This is a genomic window from Streptomyces sp. HUAS 15-9 (assembly GCF_025642155.1).
Lineage (GTDB): Bacteria > Actinomycetota > Actinomycetes > Streptomycetales > Streptomycetaceae > Streptomyces.
This window is the reverse complement of the sequence record NZ_CP106798.1, coordinates 3,035,926-3,050,826: the sequence shown is the minus strand read 5'-3', so window position 1 is coordinate 3,050,826 and position 14,901 is coordinate 3,035,926. Positions and strand designations below refer to the sequence as shown.

Sequence of the window (14,901 nt, the reverse complement as noted above, 5' to 3'; positions counted from 1 at the left end):
ACCGGGCGCCCTCGTCGATGTCAGGCCTTGGCGCGGACCTGTTCGCGCAGCTTTGTGGTCAGGTCGACGGCTTCGTCCTTGCCGATGCTCTTGGTGTTGTCGCCGGGGGACACCATGGCGATGGTGCTGTAGTCGGACCACACGCAGAACCAGTCGGTCGAGTCCTTCTTGGTCAGCGAGTTGGTGCTCTTCGCCGCCTGGCACTTCATGAGTGCGCCGTCCAGGTCGACGTCCTCGGGCTGGCCCACGAGCTTGGTGCCCGACGAGGACGACGAGGAGTCGTTCTGCGTGACCTCCGCGGTGATCGCCGTGAAGTACTTGTCCAGGGATGCCTTGGGATCCGCTATGTCACCGTAGCCACCCACCATGGTTATCCCCTTGGCGGTCAGCAGCTCGGTCTGGCTGGGCAGCTTGCTCGGGTCGGGGTGCTGCGGGTCGTAGTCCCCGAAGTCGGCCGTGGACCACTGGCCGATCACGGCCTTACCGTTCTTCACGCCGGCGGTGTCCAGGTACTTCACCGCTTTCGAGCCGCTGCTCTCGCCGCCCTTGCCTACGCGGTTGTATTCGCTGATCACCGTCGACGGAGTCGTCAGCTTGTGCGCACCGTCGTGCGCGAGACCGGACGAGTGGCTTGCGCCCAGAACGAAGTACGCGCCGACGGCGACCGCCGCCACCACGGCCACCGCCCCGATGATCAGGCCCGTCTTCTTCTTGCCGCCTCCCGGGGCCGGGGGCTGGGGGACGGCGTAGCCGGGCTGGCCGGGCTGGCCGTAGGGGGGCGTCGGCTGGCCGTACGGGTTCGGCTGTGGGGGGACGCCCTGCTGGGGGTAGCCGTAACCCGGCTGGGGCGGAGGGGTCTGCTGGGGGTAGCCGTAGCCGGGCTGGGGAGCCTGCGGCTGCTGGCCGTAGGGGCCCGGCTGGCCGTACGGTCCGGGCTGCTGGGGCTGCCCGCCGTACGGGCCCGGCTGGTTGTGACTCATTCCTGGGTTCCCCTCCAGATGCTTATGTGTTCCTGACATCCTGGCGCAGGCACAGAATGCCCACCGCATCGGGGGGCGCACCGTTACAGAACAAACGCGTTTCGGGACTGGGTCGTGACACCTCTAAACTGACCCCCGTGACCGAGAACGCTCAGCAGCAGCCACCAGCGCCCGACTCCGAACTGCCGACCCAGTACGCGCCGGCCGATGTAGAGGGGCCGCTGTACGAGCGCTGGGTGGAGCGGGGTTACTTCGAGGCGGACGCGAAGAGCGACAAGCCCGCGTACACCGTCGTCATCCCGCCGCCGAACGTCACCGGCAGCCTGCACCTCGGGCACGCCTTCGAGCACACGCTCATCGATGCACTGACGCGCCGCAAGCGCATGCAGGGGCACGAGACGCTGTGGCAGCCCGGCATGGACCACGCCGGCATCGCCACGCAGAACGTCGTCGAGCGTGAACTCGGCAAGGAAGGAAAGTCCCGGCACGACCTCGGGCGGGACGCCTTCGTCGAGCGCGTCTGGCAGTGGAAGGCCGAGTCCGGCGGGCAGATCAGCGGACAGATGCGGCGCCTCGGCGACGGCGTCGCCTGGTCGCGCGAGCGGTTCACCATGGACGAGGGCCTGTCCCAGGCCGTCCAGACCATCTTCAAGCGGCTCTACGACGACGAGCTGATCTACCGCGCCGAGCGCATCATCAACTGGTGCCCCCGCTGTCTGACGGCCATCTCGGACATCGAGGTCGAGTACCAGGACGACGACGGCGAACTCGTCTCCATGAAGTACGGCGACGGGGACGACGCCATCGTCGTCGCCACCACCCGCGCCGAGACGATGCTCGGTGACACCGCCGTCGCCGTTCACCCCGAGGACGAGCGCTACAAGCACCTCGTCGGCAAGCTCATCAAGCTCCCGCTGACCGACCGTTCCATCCCGGTCGTCGCCGACACGCACGTCGACCCCGAGTTCGGCACCGGCGCCGTCAAGGTCACCCCGGCGCACGACCCGAACGACTTCGAGATCGGCCAGCGGCACGATCTGCCGTCCATCACGATCATGGACGAGCACGCCGTCATCACCGCCCACGGCCCCTTCCAGGGCCTGGACCGCCTGGAGGCCCGCTCGGCGATCGTCGCCGCGCTGCGCGCCGAGGGCCGGATCGTCGCCGAGAAGCGGCCGTACGTCCACTCCGTCGGCCACTGCTCACGCTGCAAGACCACCATCGAGCCGCGCCTGTCCATGCAGTGGTGGGTCAAGGTCGGCCCGCTCGCCAAGGCCGCCAGTGACGCGGTCCGCGACGGCAAGGTCAAGATCCACCCCCAGGAGATGGAGAAGCGCTACTTCGACTGGGTCGACAACCTCCACGACTGGTGCATCTCGCGGCAGTTGTGGTGGGGGCATCGGATCCCGGTCTGGTACGGCCCGGACGGGGAGGTCGTCTGCGTCGGCCCCGACGAGCAGCCGCCCAGCGGCGAGGGCTGGCGTCAGGACACCGACGTCCTCGACACCTGGTTCTCCTCCGGCCTGTGGCCCTTCTCCACCCTCGGCTGGCCCGAGCAGACCGAGTCGCTCGCGAAGTTCTACCCGAACTCCGTCCTGGTCACCGGCTACGACATTCTCTTCTTCTGGGTCGCCCGGATGATGATGTTCGGCCTGTACGCGATGGACGGCACCCCGCCGTTCCACACCATCGCCCTGCACGGCATGGTCCGCGACCAGTTCGGCAAGAAGATGTCGAAGTCCTTCGGCAACGCGGTCAACCCGCTGGACTGGATGGACAAGTACGGCTCCGACGCGCTCCGCTTCACCCTCGCGCGCGGCGCCAACCCGGGCGTCGACGTCCCGATCGGCGAGGACTGGGTCCAGGGCTCCCGCAACTTCGCCAACAAGATCTGGAACGCCACCCGCTTCGCGCTGATGAACGGCGCGACGGTGGACGGCCCGCTGCCGGACCCGGCGAAGATGTCCGCCACCGACCGCTGGATCCTCTCCCGCCTCAACTCCGTCGTCGCCGAAGTCGACGCGTTCTACGAGGACTTCCAGTTCGCGAAGCTCTCCGACGCCCTCTTCCACTTCGCGTGGGACGAGGTCTTCGACTGGTATGTCGAGCTGTCCAAGACGACGTTCCAGGCGGGCGGCGAGGCCGCCGAGGTCTCCAAGCGCGTCCTCGGCGAAGTCCTCGACGTCACGCTGAAGCTGCTGCACCCGGTCGTCCCGTTCGTCACCGAGACCCTCTGGACCACCCTCACCGGCGGTGAGTCGCTCGTCATCGCCGAATGGCCCGCCGACAGCGGCTTCCGCGACAAGGCGGCCGAGCGGGAGATCGAGACCCTCCAGTCCGTCATCACCGAGGTCCGCCGCTTCCGCGCCGACCAGGGACTGCAGCCCGGCCAGCGCGTCCCGGCCCGCCTCACCCTGGACGGCACGGCGCTCGCCCCGCACGAGGCGGCCATCCGTCAGCTGCTGCGCCTGCAGCCGGAGGGCGAGTCCTTCACGGCCACGGCCACCCTGCCGGTGGCCGGCGCCGAGGTCGCCCTCGACCTCTCCGGCACCATCGACGTGGCCGCGGAGCGCAAGCGCCTCGCCAAGGACCTGGCCGCCGCCGAGAAGGAGAAGGCCCAGGCCACGGCCAAGCTCGGCAACGAGGCGTTCCTCGCCAAGGCCCCGGACCAGGTCGTGGACAAGATCCGCACGCGGCTCGCCAAGGCCGACGAGGACATCACGCGGATCCAGGCCCAGCTGGACAAGCTGCCCCCGGCGTAAGCGCCCGTACGGTCCGTACGACACCGAAGGCCCCCGGAGCCACACGGCACCGGGGGCCTTCGCCCATGTCTGTCCGTGCCGCTCCGTAGACTGGTGTCGTGAGCGAAGCGCCCGGCACCAACGACCAGCCCGACCCCCTCGACTCCTTCGACGAGATGATCGCGGCGGAGACCGACCGCGATCCGGACCTCGCGGTGATCGAGGCCGGCAGCCGCACCCTGCGCACGCAGGGCGGGCAGACGCAGGCGGACGTACCCGCGAGGCCCGAGGACCCCGAGGTCGACAAGGCCCTGCGCGAGGTCGAGGCCGAGCTCGCCACCCGCTGGGGCGAGACCAAGCTGGAGCCGTCCGTCAGCCGCATCGCCGCGCTCATGGACGTGCTGGGGGATCCGCAGCGGTCGTACCCCTCGATCCACATCACCGGCACGAACGGCAAGACGTCCACGGCGCGCATGATCGAGGCCCTCCTCGGCGCCTTCGAGCTGCGTACCGGCCGCTACACGTCCCCGCACGTGCAGTCGGTCACCGAGCGCATCAGCCTGGACGGCGCGCCGATCTCCGCCGAGCGGTTCATCGAGACGTACCAGGACATCAAGCCGTACATCGAGATGGTCGACGCCCTGCAGGAGTTCCGGCTCTCGTTCTTCGAGGTGCTCACCGGCATGGCGTACGCCGCGTTCGCGGACGCGCCCATCGACGTGGCCGTGGTCGAGGTCGGGATGGGCGGCAGCTGGGACGCGACGAACGTGATCGACGGCGACGTCGCCGTGGTCACCCCCATCGACCTGGACCACACGGACCGGCTCGGCGAGACCCCCGCCGAGATCGCCGCGGAGAAGGCCGGCATCGTCAAGCAGGACGCGACGGTCATCCTGGCCCAGCAGCCGGTGGACGCGGCGCAGGTGCTGCTGAAGAAGGCGGTCGAGGTCGACGCGACGGTGGCCCGGGAGGGCCTGGAGTTCGGCGTGGTGGACCGCCGGATCGCCGTGGGCGGCCAGCTCCTCACCCTGCGTGGCCTGGGCGGCGAGTACCCCGAGGTGTACCTCCCGCTGCACGGCGCCCACCAGGCGCACAACGCGGCCGTGGCGCTCGCCGCGGTGGAGGCGTTCTTCGGCGTCGGCGCGCAGCACGCCGAGTCGCTGGACATCGACACCGTCCGCAAGGCCTTCGCCGCGGTCTCCTCGCCCGGCCGCCTGGAGGTCGTACGGCACTCGCCGACGATCGTCCTGGACGCCGCGCACAACCCGGCGGGCGCGCGGGCGACGGCCGAGGCGATCGGCGAGGCCTTCGACTTCAGCCGGCTGATCGGGGTCGTGGGCGCGAGCGGCGACAAGAACGTGCGCGGGCTCCTGGAGGCCTTCGAACCGATCTTCGCGGAGATCGTCGTCACGCAGAACTCCAGTCACCGTGCGATGGACGCGGACGAGCTGGCCGCGGTCGCCGTCGAGGTGTTCGGCGAGGATCGGGTGCAGGTCGAGCCGCGGCTGCCCGACGCCCTGGAGGCCGCGATCACGCTGGCCGAGGAGGAGGGCGAGTTCGCGGGCGGCGGTGTGCTGGTCACCGGATCGGTCATCACGGTGGGCGAGGCCCGTCTGCTGCTGGGCAAGGGCTGAGGAGGAGAATCATGCGTACGCTCTGCTCCTCGACCCTGATCGGCGAGCTCTTCGTCATCGGCTTCGCCGGGCTTGTGGCGATGAAGGACCCGGACCTGTCGACGACCACGGTGTGGACGGTCAGCGGGATCGCGATGTTCCTGTGCGTGGTCCTGTGCGGTGTGGTGACGCGCCCCGGCGGGGTGGCCCTCGGCTGGGGCCTCCAGCTCGCGCTGATCGCCTCCGGGGTGTTCGTCCCCACGATGTACTTCATGGGGGTGCTGTTCGCGGCGCTGTGGTGGGCTTCCGTGCACTACGGAAGAAAGATCGACGAGGCGAAGGCCCGCTTCGCTGCGCAGGCCGGGTCGCCCACTACACCTGACGCTGCGTAACAGGTGCCCGGACACGCCCTGTAACCTCGTCCCACCGCACACGTCAGTCAGAAGGAGCCTTCCCGTGACCCAGCGCACCCTCGTCCTCCTCAAGCCCGACGCCGTTCGTCGCGGCCTGACCGGCGAGATCATCAGCCGTATCGAGCGGAAGGCCGGCTGGCAGATCACCGCGCTGGAGCTGCGCACGCTGGACCAGGAAACGCTGGAGCAGCACTACGGTGAGCACAAGGGCAAGCCGTTCTACGAGCCCCTCGTCGAGTTCATGGCCTCCGGCCCGGTGGTCGCGCTGATCGTCGAGGGCGAGCGCGTCATCGAGGGCCTGCGCGCCCTGGCCGGCCCCACCGACCCGATCGCCGCGGCGCCCGGCTCCATCCGCGGCGACTACGGCGTCATCGTCCGCGAGAACCTGATCCACGCCTCCGACTCGGAGGAGTCGGCGGAACGAGAGGTCAAGATCTTCTTCCCCGGCCACGCGTAACCCTCCGGGGCCCGCCGGCACTGACTCACTCCCTGGACCGTCCGGCTGCGGGCGGCAGCCTGCGGATCCGGGTCGCCTGGTGGTTCGCGGTCCGAAGGGTCGGCCGCCTCGACGGGCGTCGTCCCGTGGTTGTGGGTGCGCATTGTCCGGCGGGGCGGTCGGCTTGGCGAGTCGGGGACTTGGTGTGGCGGGGCCGTGGGGCGGGGTGGCTTTTGCGCCGGGTGGTCGGGATGGGTGTGGTCCGTTGTGTTGCGGGCACATTGCCGTGGGCCTCGGTGAAGGCCTGCGGGGAGCGGTTTCCGGCGGGTCGGGGCGGCAAATTTTCGTGGATTTTTTTGATGGCGTGTCAGTTCGGTCGGCCCGGCTGACCTGCGGCGGGCGTACGTTTTCAGCCGTCGATTGGCATATGCGTGGCGATCGGGGGAACGAGTGCCCCCGTTGGGCCGTCTCCAGAAGCGAGGCGGCGCACCGCATGCTGACAATGGCGAAGACCCTCGCGCAGTGTTCGTGCAGGCGCGTCTACGATGGAAGCCTTCACGTCACAGCACCCACCTCGCCTACCTGAAAAGCCCTCAAAAGCTCGTGGGAAGGCCAGACGAATCCTGATGGGGAACTCAATGTCGTTCATCGGCCGTGACATGGCTGTCGACCTCGGGACCGCCAACACGCTGGTGTACGTCAGGGGTCGCGGGATCGTACTCAACGAGCCGTCCGTCGTCGCGATCAACACCAACACCGGTGGCATCCTGGCGGTCGGCGCGGAAGCGAAGAAGATGATCGGGCGGACCCCCGGCAACATCGTTGCCGTACGGCCGCTCAAGGACGGCGTCATCGCCGACTTCGAGATCACCGAGCGGATGCTGCGCTACTTCATTCTGAAGATCCACAAGCGGCGGTATCTCGCCAGGCCGCGCGTCGTCGTCTGCGTGCCCTCCGGCATCACCGGCGTCGAGCGCCGCGCCGTCATCGAGGCGTCGTCCCAGGCCGGCGCCCGCCAGGTGCACATCATCGAGGAGCCCATGGCCGCGGCCATCGGCTCAGGCCTGCCGGTCCACGAGGCCACGGGCAACATGGTGGTGGACATCGGCGGCGGCACCACGGAGGTCGCGGTCATCTCGCTCGGCGGCATCGTCACCGCCCAGTCCATCCGCGTCGCGGGCGACGAACTCGACAACGCGATCATCCAGCACATCAAGAAGGAGTACTCGCTCCTCCTCGGTGAGCGGACGGCCGAACAGATCAAGATCACGATCGGTTCGGCGTACGACCTCGACGACGACCAGCACACCGAGATCCGCGGCCGGGACCTGGTGTCCGGACTGCCGAAGACCGTGGTCATCTCGGCCGCCGAGGTCCGCAAGGCGATCGAGGAGCCGGTCAACGCGATCGTCGACGCCGTCAAGACGACGCTCGACAAGTGTCCGCCGGAGCTGTCCGGCGACATCATGGACCGAGGAATCGTTCTGACCGGCGGCGGCGCCCTGCTGCGCGGTCTCGACGAGCGGCTGCGCCGCGAGACCGGCATGCCGATCCATATCGCCGAGGACCCGCTGGACAGCGTCGCGCTCGGCTCCGGCAAGTGCGTCGAGGAGTTCGAGGCGCTCCAGCAGGTGCTGGACGCCCAGCCGCGCAGATGACGTAACTCTTCGATTCCGCCGTACGAGATGATCTCCTCTCGTACGGCGGATCGTTGATATAGAGGCATTAGCTCCCACAAACTCCATTCCAATGAGGAAGGGCACGGCCGCCGCACGTGAGGGACACGAAAGAGAGCCGGCTGCTCCTGGTGCTGTTGATCGCCATCGCGTTCGCGCTGATCACGGTGGATATCCGCGGCGGCCAGAACTCCCCGGTCGACGGTGCCCGACAGGCCGCGGCCGCGGTCTTCGGTCCGATCGAGAACGGGGTGTCGTCGGCGGTCGATCCCGTCGGCAACGCCGTCTCCGCCATCCGCAACTCGGGTGAACGGCACGACCGGCTGGCGAAACTGGAGAAGGAGAACGCGGCCCTCAAGGCGAAGCTCGGCAGCGACGACCGCAACCGCAGCCGCCTGGGGCAGCTCGACAAGATGCTGAAGATGGCCGGCGAGGGTCAGTACGGCATCAAGGGCGCCCAGGTCATCGCCATAGGGGCGGCCCAGGGCTTCTCCTGGACCATCACCATCGACGTCGGCGCCAACGACGGCATCAAACGGGACATGACCGTGCTCAACGGCGACGGCCTCGTCGGGCGCGTCACCACCGTCGGCCCGGACGCCTCCACGGTGTTGCTCGCCAACGACCCCGACTTCACCGTCGGCACCCGTATGGAGGGCAGCGACGAGCTCGGCTTCGCCTCCGGACAGGGCGACCGCCCGCTGCGCGTCGAACTCCTCAACGGCAAGGCGGAGGTGAAGAAGGGCGACCGGCTCATCACCTTCGGCTCCCAGGCCGACAAGCCCTTCGTGCCCGGCGTCCCGGTCGGCGTCGTCTCCAAGGTCGACCCCTCCGGCGGCGGCCTGACCCGTACCCTCTACGTCACGCCGTTCGTCGGCTTCACCAAGCTCGACATCGTCGGCGTCGTCGTCGAGGCCCCGAAGAAGGACCCGCGCGACGAGGTGCTCCCGGCCAAGCCCAAGCCGACCCCCACCCCGACGGTGACCGTCACCGTCACCCCGTCCGCCGACGCGACCGCCACCGACGAGCAACAGCAGTAGGAGCTGAATCCCCATGCGTGTCAACCGGATCCTGCTCTCCTCCGCCCTTGTGGTCGTCGCCCTGGTCGTCCAGGTGAGCGTGCTGTCCCGGCTCCACCTCCCCGGTGCCGTGCCCGACATACTGCTGCTCACCGTCCTGGGCCTGGCCATGGTGTACGGCCATGTGGGCGGCGCCCTCGTCGGCTTCGGCGCCGGACTGCTCGCCGACCTCGCCCCACCCGCCGACCACGCCGCCGGCCGCTACGCCCTGGTGCTGTGCGTCATCGGCTACGGCGCGGGGCTCATCAAGCCGGAGAACGGCCGGCTCAAGTCGGCCACCGGCCCCATGGTCGTGGTGGTCGCCGCGGCGATCGGCTCGACCATGCTGTACGCGGGCGTGGGCGCCCTCGTCGGCGACACCGCCGCCCGCCATGTCGGCCTGGCCAGCCTGCTGCTCACGGCCGCCGTGTACGACCTGCTGCTCGCGCCGTTCGTCGTCCCCGGGATCATGGCCCTGGCCCGCCGCGCCGAGAACGACCCGCTCTCGGAGAGCGGTTCCGGCACCAAGGCCACCGACCTCTCCTCCGGCTGGCTCTCCTCCGGCACGGGCCTGCGCATCGGCGGCCAGCGCGGCGGCCTCGGCAGCCTCAAGACCAAGGCCCGTACCCGCACCACCCGCGTCGGCCGCATCAAGGGGGTCAAGCGGCTGTGAGGACACGCCAGTTGGCCGGGGGCGGTCGCACAGGTTCGTCGTATATGACTCGTACACACTGAGAGGGGGAGGCAGCCACAGTGACCAACGCCCACCCGTCTCCCACCACCACCCTTGAAGGAATGGGCTTCGCCCATGACTAACATTCCGGAGACCGGACGGACCCAACGGGTCCAGATCCGGCTCGTCGTGATCCAGATCCTCGTCCTCTCCCTGCTCGGCACCCTCGGCGGCCGTCTGTGGTACCTGCAGATCCGGGAGGGCGCCGCCTACGCCAAGGAAGCGTCCGGCAACCACGTCCAGCAGGTCGTCCAGCCCGCCGTGCGCGGCTCGATCCTGGACGCGCGCGGGGTCCCGATCGCCGACAACGAGACCCGTCTGGTGGTCTCCGCGTCCCGTACCGACCTGCTCAAGCAGAAGGACGACGGCAAGGGGGTGCTCACCAAGCTGGCCGGGGTCCTCGGTATGGATCCCGAGGAGATCATGCAGAAGGTCCGGCTGTGCGACGCCAAGACCCCGCAGCCGTGCTGGAACGGCTCGCCGTACCAGCCGATCCCGATCACCGACGAGGCCACCGCCAAGCAGGCCCTGCAGATCCGCGAGCGCTCCGAGGACTTCCCCGGCATCACCGCCGAGCCGGAGGCCGTGCGCCGCTACCCGGCCCCCGGCAAGTCCAACACCGCGCAGGTCCTCGGCTATCTCTCCCCGGTCACCGACGACGAGATCCAGCAGGCCAAGGACACCGACTCGCCGTATCTGCGCTCCGACATGGTCGGCCGCAGCGGCCTTGAGCGCCAGTACGACAAGGAACTGCGCGGCAAGGCCGGCGTCACCCGCTACGAGGTCGACAACCTCGGCCGGGTCATCGGCAAGGCCAAGGCGGACGCCGCCGAGCCCGGCTCCAACCTGGTCACCAGCATCGACTCCCGCGTCCAGCGGGTCGCCGAGTACGAGCTGAACGTGGCGATGAAGAAGGCCCGCCAGCAGTGGGACAAGATCACCCAGGAGAACTACAAGGCCGACTCCGGCGCCGTCGTCGTGATGGAGGCCAAGACCGGCCGGATCGTCGCCATGGCGTCCGCGCCCAACTACGACCCGAACGTCTGGGTCGGCGGCATCTCCGCCAAGGACTACAAGAAGCTCACCGGCAAGAACTCGGACTACCCGCTGCTCAACAGGGCCATACAGGGTCAGGCGGCGCCGGGTTCGACGTTCAAGGTGGTCTCCACGGCCGCCGCGGTCCAGGCCGGTTACGTGTGGGACGGCGGCTATCCGTGCACCAGTTCGTACTCTGTCGGCGGCCAGGTCTTCAAGAACTTCGAGGGTGAGAACTTCGGCCCGATCTCGCTCGGCCGGGCGCTGGAGGTCTCCTGCGACACCGTCTTCTACGGCCTCGCCGACCGCGAGTGGAAGAGGGACGGCGGCATCAACCCCAAGAAGGGCCAGCCCAAGGACTGGTTCTTCAAGACCGCCCACCAGTTCGGCCTCGGCAAGGAGACCGGCGTCGACCTGCCCAACGAGGTCACCGGCCGTGTCCCGGACCGCCAGTGGAAGCTCAACTACTGGAAGGCCAACAAGGACGCCTGGTGCAAGTCCGGCAAGAAGGACGGCTCGTACGTCGAGAAGATCGCGTACGAGAACTGCCTCGAAGGCAACAAGATGCGCGAGGGTGACGAGATCAACTACTCCATCGGCCAGGGCGACACCCTCGTCACGCCGATCCAGGAGGCCGTGATCTACGGCGCCGTGGCCAACGGCGGCACCATGTACCACCCGACCATCGGCAAGGCGGTCATCAGCGCCGACGGCAGGTCTGTCCAGGAGATCAAGCCCAGGAAATCCGGCAGGCTGCCGGTCGGCAAGGCCACCCTCAAGGGCATGAACGACGCCTTCGCGGGCGTCATCACCCGCGGTACCGCCGCCTGGAAGTTCGGCGGCTGGCCGCAGGACAAGATCGCCCTGCACGCCAAGACCGGTACCGCCGAGGTCTACGGCAAGCAGACCACGTCCTGGCTGGCCACCTACTCCAAGGACTACACGGTCATCATGACCATTGCCCAGGCCGGTACGGGTTCCGGCGCCTCCGGTGAGGCCGTGCGCAACATCTACAGCGCGATGTACGGCGTCCAGCCGGACGGCTCCGTCGACAACAAGAAGGCCCTGCTGCCCACGCCGGAGAAGAACCTCCCGAAGGTCCGCACCGACGGCACGATCAAGTCCCCGAAGATGTCCAAGGACCCGGCCAAGGACATCCAGGCCACCCCGTCGGGATCGCCCTCACCGGACGCGTCGCTGCCCGCCGCGACCACCGCCTCGCCGGAGACCGGCAACAGCAACACCCGCAGGCGCCGTCGCCGCGGAGGAAGCCGGAGGACGCTCACATGACCGGCGCGAACAGCTTCTCCGTCTCCGGATACGGCCCCGCGCGCGCCGGCTGGACCCGGCTCTTCGCCCGCGACTCGCTGGCCCGCCGCCTGGACTGGCCGATACTGCTGGCGTCGCTCGCCCTGTCCCTGCTCGGCTCGCTGCTGGTGTACTCCGCGACCCGCAACCGCACCGAGATCAACCAGGGCGACCCGTACTACTTCCTGCTCCGGCACGTCATGAACACCGGCATCGGGCTCGCCCTGATGGTCGGCACGCTCTGGCTCGGCCACCGCACCCTGCGCACGGCCGTGCCGATCCTCTACGGCATCTCGGTGTTCGGCATCCTGCTGGTGCTCACACCGCTCGGCTCGACCGTCAACGGCGCGCACTCTTGGATCGTGCTCGGCGGCGGCTTCTCGCTCCAGCCCTCGGAGTTCGTGAAGATCACGATCATCCTGGGGATGGCGATGATACTGGCGGCCCGGGTGGACGCCGGTGACAAGAAGTACCCCGACCACCGCACGGTTCTGCAGGCCCTGGGCCTGGCCGCCGTACCGATCCTGATCGTGCTGCTCATGCCCGACCTCGGCTCGGTCATGGTCATGGTGATCATCATCCTGGGCGTGCTGCTCGCCTCCGGCGCCTCCAACCGCTGGGTCTTCGGCCTGCTCGGCACGGGCGCGCTCGGCGCGATCGCCGTCTGGCAGCTGCACATCCTGGACGACTACCAGCTCAACCGCTTCGCGGCCTTCGCCAACCCGGACCTCGACCCCGCGGGCGTCGGCTACAACACCAACCAGGCCCGCATCGCGATCGGCTCGGGCGGTCTGACCGGTGCGGGCCTCTTCCACGGGTCGCAGACCACCGGCCAGTTCGTCCCCGAACAGCAGACGGACTTCGTCTTCACGGTGGCGGGGGAGGAGCTGGGCTTCGTCGGCGCGGGCCTGATAATCCTTCTCCTCGGCGTCGTCCTGTGGCGCGCCTGCCGCATCGCCCGCGAGACGACCGAGCTGTACGGCACGATCGTCGCCGCCGGGATCGTCGCCTGGTTCGCCTTCCAGGCGTTCGAGAACATCGGCATGACTCTCGGCATCATGCCGGTCACCGGCCTGCCACTGCCGTTCGTGTCGTACGGGGGCTCGTCGATGTTCGCGGTGTGGGTGGCCGTGGGGCTGCTGCAGTCGATCCGGGTGCAGCGGCCGATGTCGGCGTAGGGGGACGTAGGTGGAGTGGGCGGGGGCCACTTTCCCGGTGGCCCCTTGCTGCGGGCTTTCCCGGTGCCTCTTGCGACGGGCGTCGGTCCTCCTGATTTCCTGGAGTTTGCCTGTGATTCACCCTGAGTGCGCTCTGCCATCGCGGCCCGCCTGCCACTAGATTCGATTCATGGCGGATGCGAAACGCGAGATCGAGCGCAAGTACGAATCCGACGACAGTGGGCTGCCCGACCTGACCGGCGTCGGCGGGGTGGCGGCCGTCCTCGACAAGGGCGTTGTCGAGCTGGACGCCACCTACCACGACACGGCCGACGAACGCCTGGCGGCCGCCTCCATAACCCTGCGCCGCCGCACCGGCGGCTCCGACGCCGGCTGGCACCTCAAGTTCCCGCTGGCCCCAGGCGTCCGCGAGGAGATCCACGCCCCGCTCTCCGACACCCTGCCCGAGGAACTGGCCGCGCTGGTGCGCTCCCGGGTCCGGGACGCCGAGCTGGTCCCCGTCGTCCGGCTCCGCTCCGCCCGCGACCTGCGCCACCTCGTCGACGCCGCCGGCAAGCTGCTCGCCGAGGCGAGCGTCGACGCGGTGACCGCCGAGCGGCTCACCGAGGGCGGAGGCACCGCCCAGTGGACCGAGATCGAGGTCGAGCTCGCCGAGGGCGTGGACCCGGTCGTCCTCGACAAGGTGGAGAAACGGTTGCGCAAGGCAGGCGTACGGCCGTCGAAGTCGCCGTCCAAGCTGGCCAGGGCACTGGCCGACACCGCACCCACCGCCAAGAAGGCCCGCCGCGGTCCGAAGAAGCCCGCCAAACCCGCCAGACCCGTCACCGCCGGTGACCACCTCCTCGCCTACGTCCGTGACCAACGGGACGCGATCGTCGAGCTCGACCCCGCCGTCCGCCGGGACGTGGCCGACTCCGTCCACAAGATGCGGGTCGCCACCCGCCGTATGCGCAGCACCTTCCGCTCCTTCGGCAAGGTCCTCGACCGCACCGTCACAGATCCGGTCGGCGTTGAGCTGAAGTGGCTGGCGGCCGAGCTCGGCGTGGACCGCGACCGCGAGGTGCTCACCGAGCGCCTGACCGCCGCCCTCGACGCGGTGCCCGGTGAACTGGTCTTCGGCCCCGTCCACGAGCGGCTCGGGCTCTGGGCCGGCGCCAGCCACGGCGGAGCCCGCGGCCGTGTCATCGGCGTCCTGGACTCCCGGCGGTATCTGACGCTGCTCGACACCCTGGACGCCCTGGTCGCCGACCCACCCCTGCTGGAGGCGGCCGCCGGGAAGCCGGAGAAGGTGATCGGCAAGGCCGTGCGCAAGAGCTTCGCGAAGGTCGCCGACCTGGTCGAGCAGGCGCTGGACGTCGAGCCCGGCCACGATCGCGACCTCGGGCTGCACGAGGCCCGTAAGAAGGCCAAGCGGGCCCGATACGCCGCCGAGGCCGCCACACCCGCCCTCGGTGACCCGGTCGCGGCCCTGACCAAGGACATGAAGTCCCTGCAGACCCTGCTCGGCGACCACCAGGACAGCGTCATGGCCCGACAGACCCTGCGCGAGCTGGCCGCCGTGGCACATGCGGCGGGAGAGAGCGCGTTCACCTACGGGCTGCTGTACGGACGGGAGGAGCAGGGTGCGGCGGCCGTGGAGGCAGAGCTGCCCGGGGCCTGGAAGGGGATGGGGTCCCGAGCGGCCGCCTGAGCGTACGGGCCGGGTCCCCGAGCGGGTTAGGCTTGATGGT

Annotated in this window: 11 protein-coding genes; 10 read left to right on the top strand and 1 reads right to left on the bottom strand. The window is 69.2% G+C overall.

What is annotated here, in order from left to right:
- Window positions 1–20 precede the first annotated feature (20 nt).
- A complete protein-coding gene (locus tag N8I87_RS13960) occupies window positions 21–980 on the bottom strand; it encodes a hypothetical protein (protein WP_263208785.1) in 960 nt (319 codons plus the stop codon).
- 137 nt (window positions 981–1,117) lie between these two features.
- On the opposite strand from N8I87_RS13960, the gene N8I87_RS13955 reads away from it, so the two are divergent.
- From N8I87_RS13955 to N8I87_RS13910, 10 genes are all read left to right on the top strand, one after another.
- Window positions 1,118–3,742 carry a valine--tRNA ligase gene (locus N8I87_RS13955; protein ID WP_263208784.1) on the top strand — a complete coding sequence of 875 codons (2,625 nt, stop codon included), beginning with the start codon at window positions 1,118–1,120 and terminating at the stop codon, window positions 3,740–3,742.
- Between the two features lie 155 nt (window positions 3,743–3,897).
- Window positions 3,898–5,355 (top strand): bifunctional tetrahydrofolate synthase/dihydrofolate synthase, encoded by a 1,458-nt coding sequence (folC, locus tag N8I87_RS13950; protein WP_411577374.1) that lies wholly within the window; start codon window positions 3,898–3,900, stop codon window positions 5,353–5,355.
- Window positions 5,356–5,366: 11 nt separating this feature from the next.
- Window positions 5,367–5,726 (top strand): DUF4233 domain-containing protein, encoded by a 360-nt coding sequence (locus N8I87_RS13945; RefSeq protein WP_263208782.1) that lies wholly within the window; start codon window positions 5,367–5,369, stop codon window positions 5,724–5,726.
- A 64-nt stretch (window positions 5,727–5,790) separates the two neighbouring features.
- Window positions 5,791–6,204, top strand: a complete 414-nt coding sequence (gene ndk / locus N8I87_RS13940; protein ID WP_263208781.1) for a nucleoside-diphosphate kinase — start codon at window positions 5,791–5,793, stop codon at window positions 6,202–6,204.
- Between the two features lie 617 nt (window positions 6,205–6,821).
- Window positions 6,822–7,841, top strand: coding sequence for a rod shape-determining protein (locus N8I87_RS13935; RefSeq protein WP_099928866.1), 1,020 nt, complete (start codon window positions 6,822–6,824; stop codon window positions 7,839–7,841).
- Between the two features lie 116 nt (window positions 7,842–7,957).
- Window positions 7,958–8,899: a rod shape-determining protein MreC gene (gene mreC / locus N8I87_RS13930; protein WP_263208779.1), complete on the top strand. Its 942-nt coding sequence runs from the start codon at window positions 7,958–7,960 to the stop codon at window positions 8,897–8,899.
- Between the two features lie 13 nt (window positions 8,900–8,912).
- Window positions 8,913–9,590: a rod shape-determining protein MreD gene (mreD, locus tag N8I87_RS13925; RefSeq protein WP_263208778.1), complete on the top strand. Its 678-nt coding sequence runs from the start codon at window positions 8,913–8,915 to the stop codon at window positions 9,588–9,590.
- 135 nt (window positions 9,591–9,725) lie between these two features.
- The gene (mrdA, locus tag N8I87_RS13920) at window positions 9,726–11,975 is read left to right on the top strand and encodes a penicillin-binding protein 2 (protein WP_263208777.1); all 2,250 of its coding nucleotides are present in this window, start codon (window positions 9,726–9,728) and stop codon (window positions 11,973–11,975) included.
- Window positions 11,972–13,171, top strand: coding sequence for a rod shape-determining protein RodA (gene rodA, locus N8I87_RS13915; protein ID WP_263208775.1), 1,200 nt, complete (start codon window positions 11,972–11,974; stop codon window positions 13,169–13,171). Before mrdA ends, rodA begins: the two co-directional genes overlap by 4 nt.
- Before the next feature lie 169 nt (window positions 13,172–13,340).
- Window positions 13,341–14,861, top strand: a complete 1,521-nt coding sequence (locus N8I87_RS13910; protein WP_263208773.1) for a CYTH and CHAD domain-containing protein — start codon at window positions 13,341–13,343, stop codon at window positions 14,859–14,861.
- Window positions 14,862–14,901 lie beyond the last annotated feature (40 nt).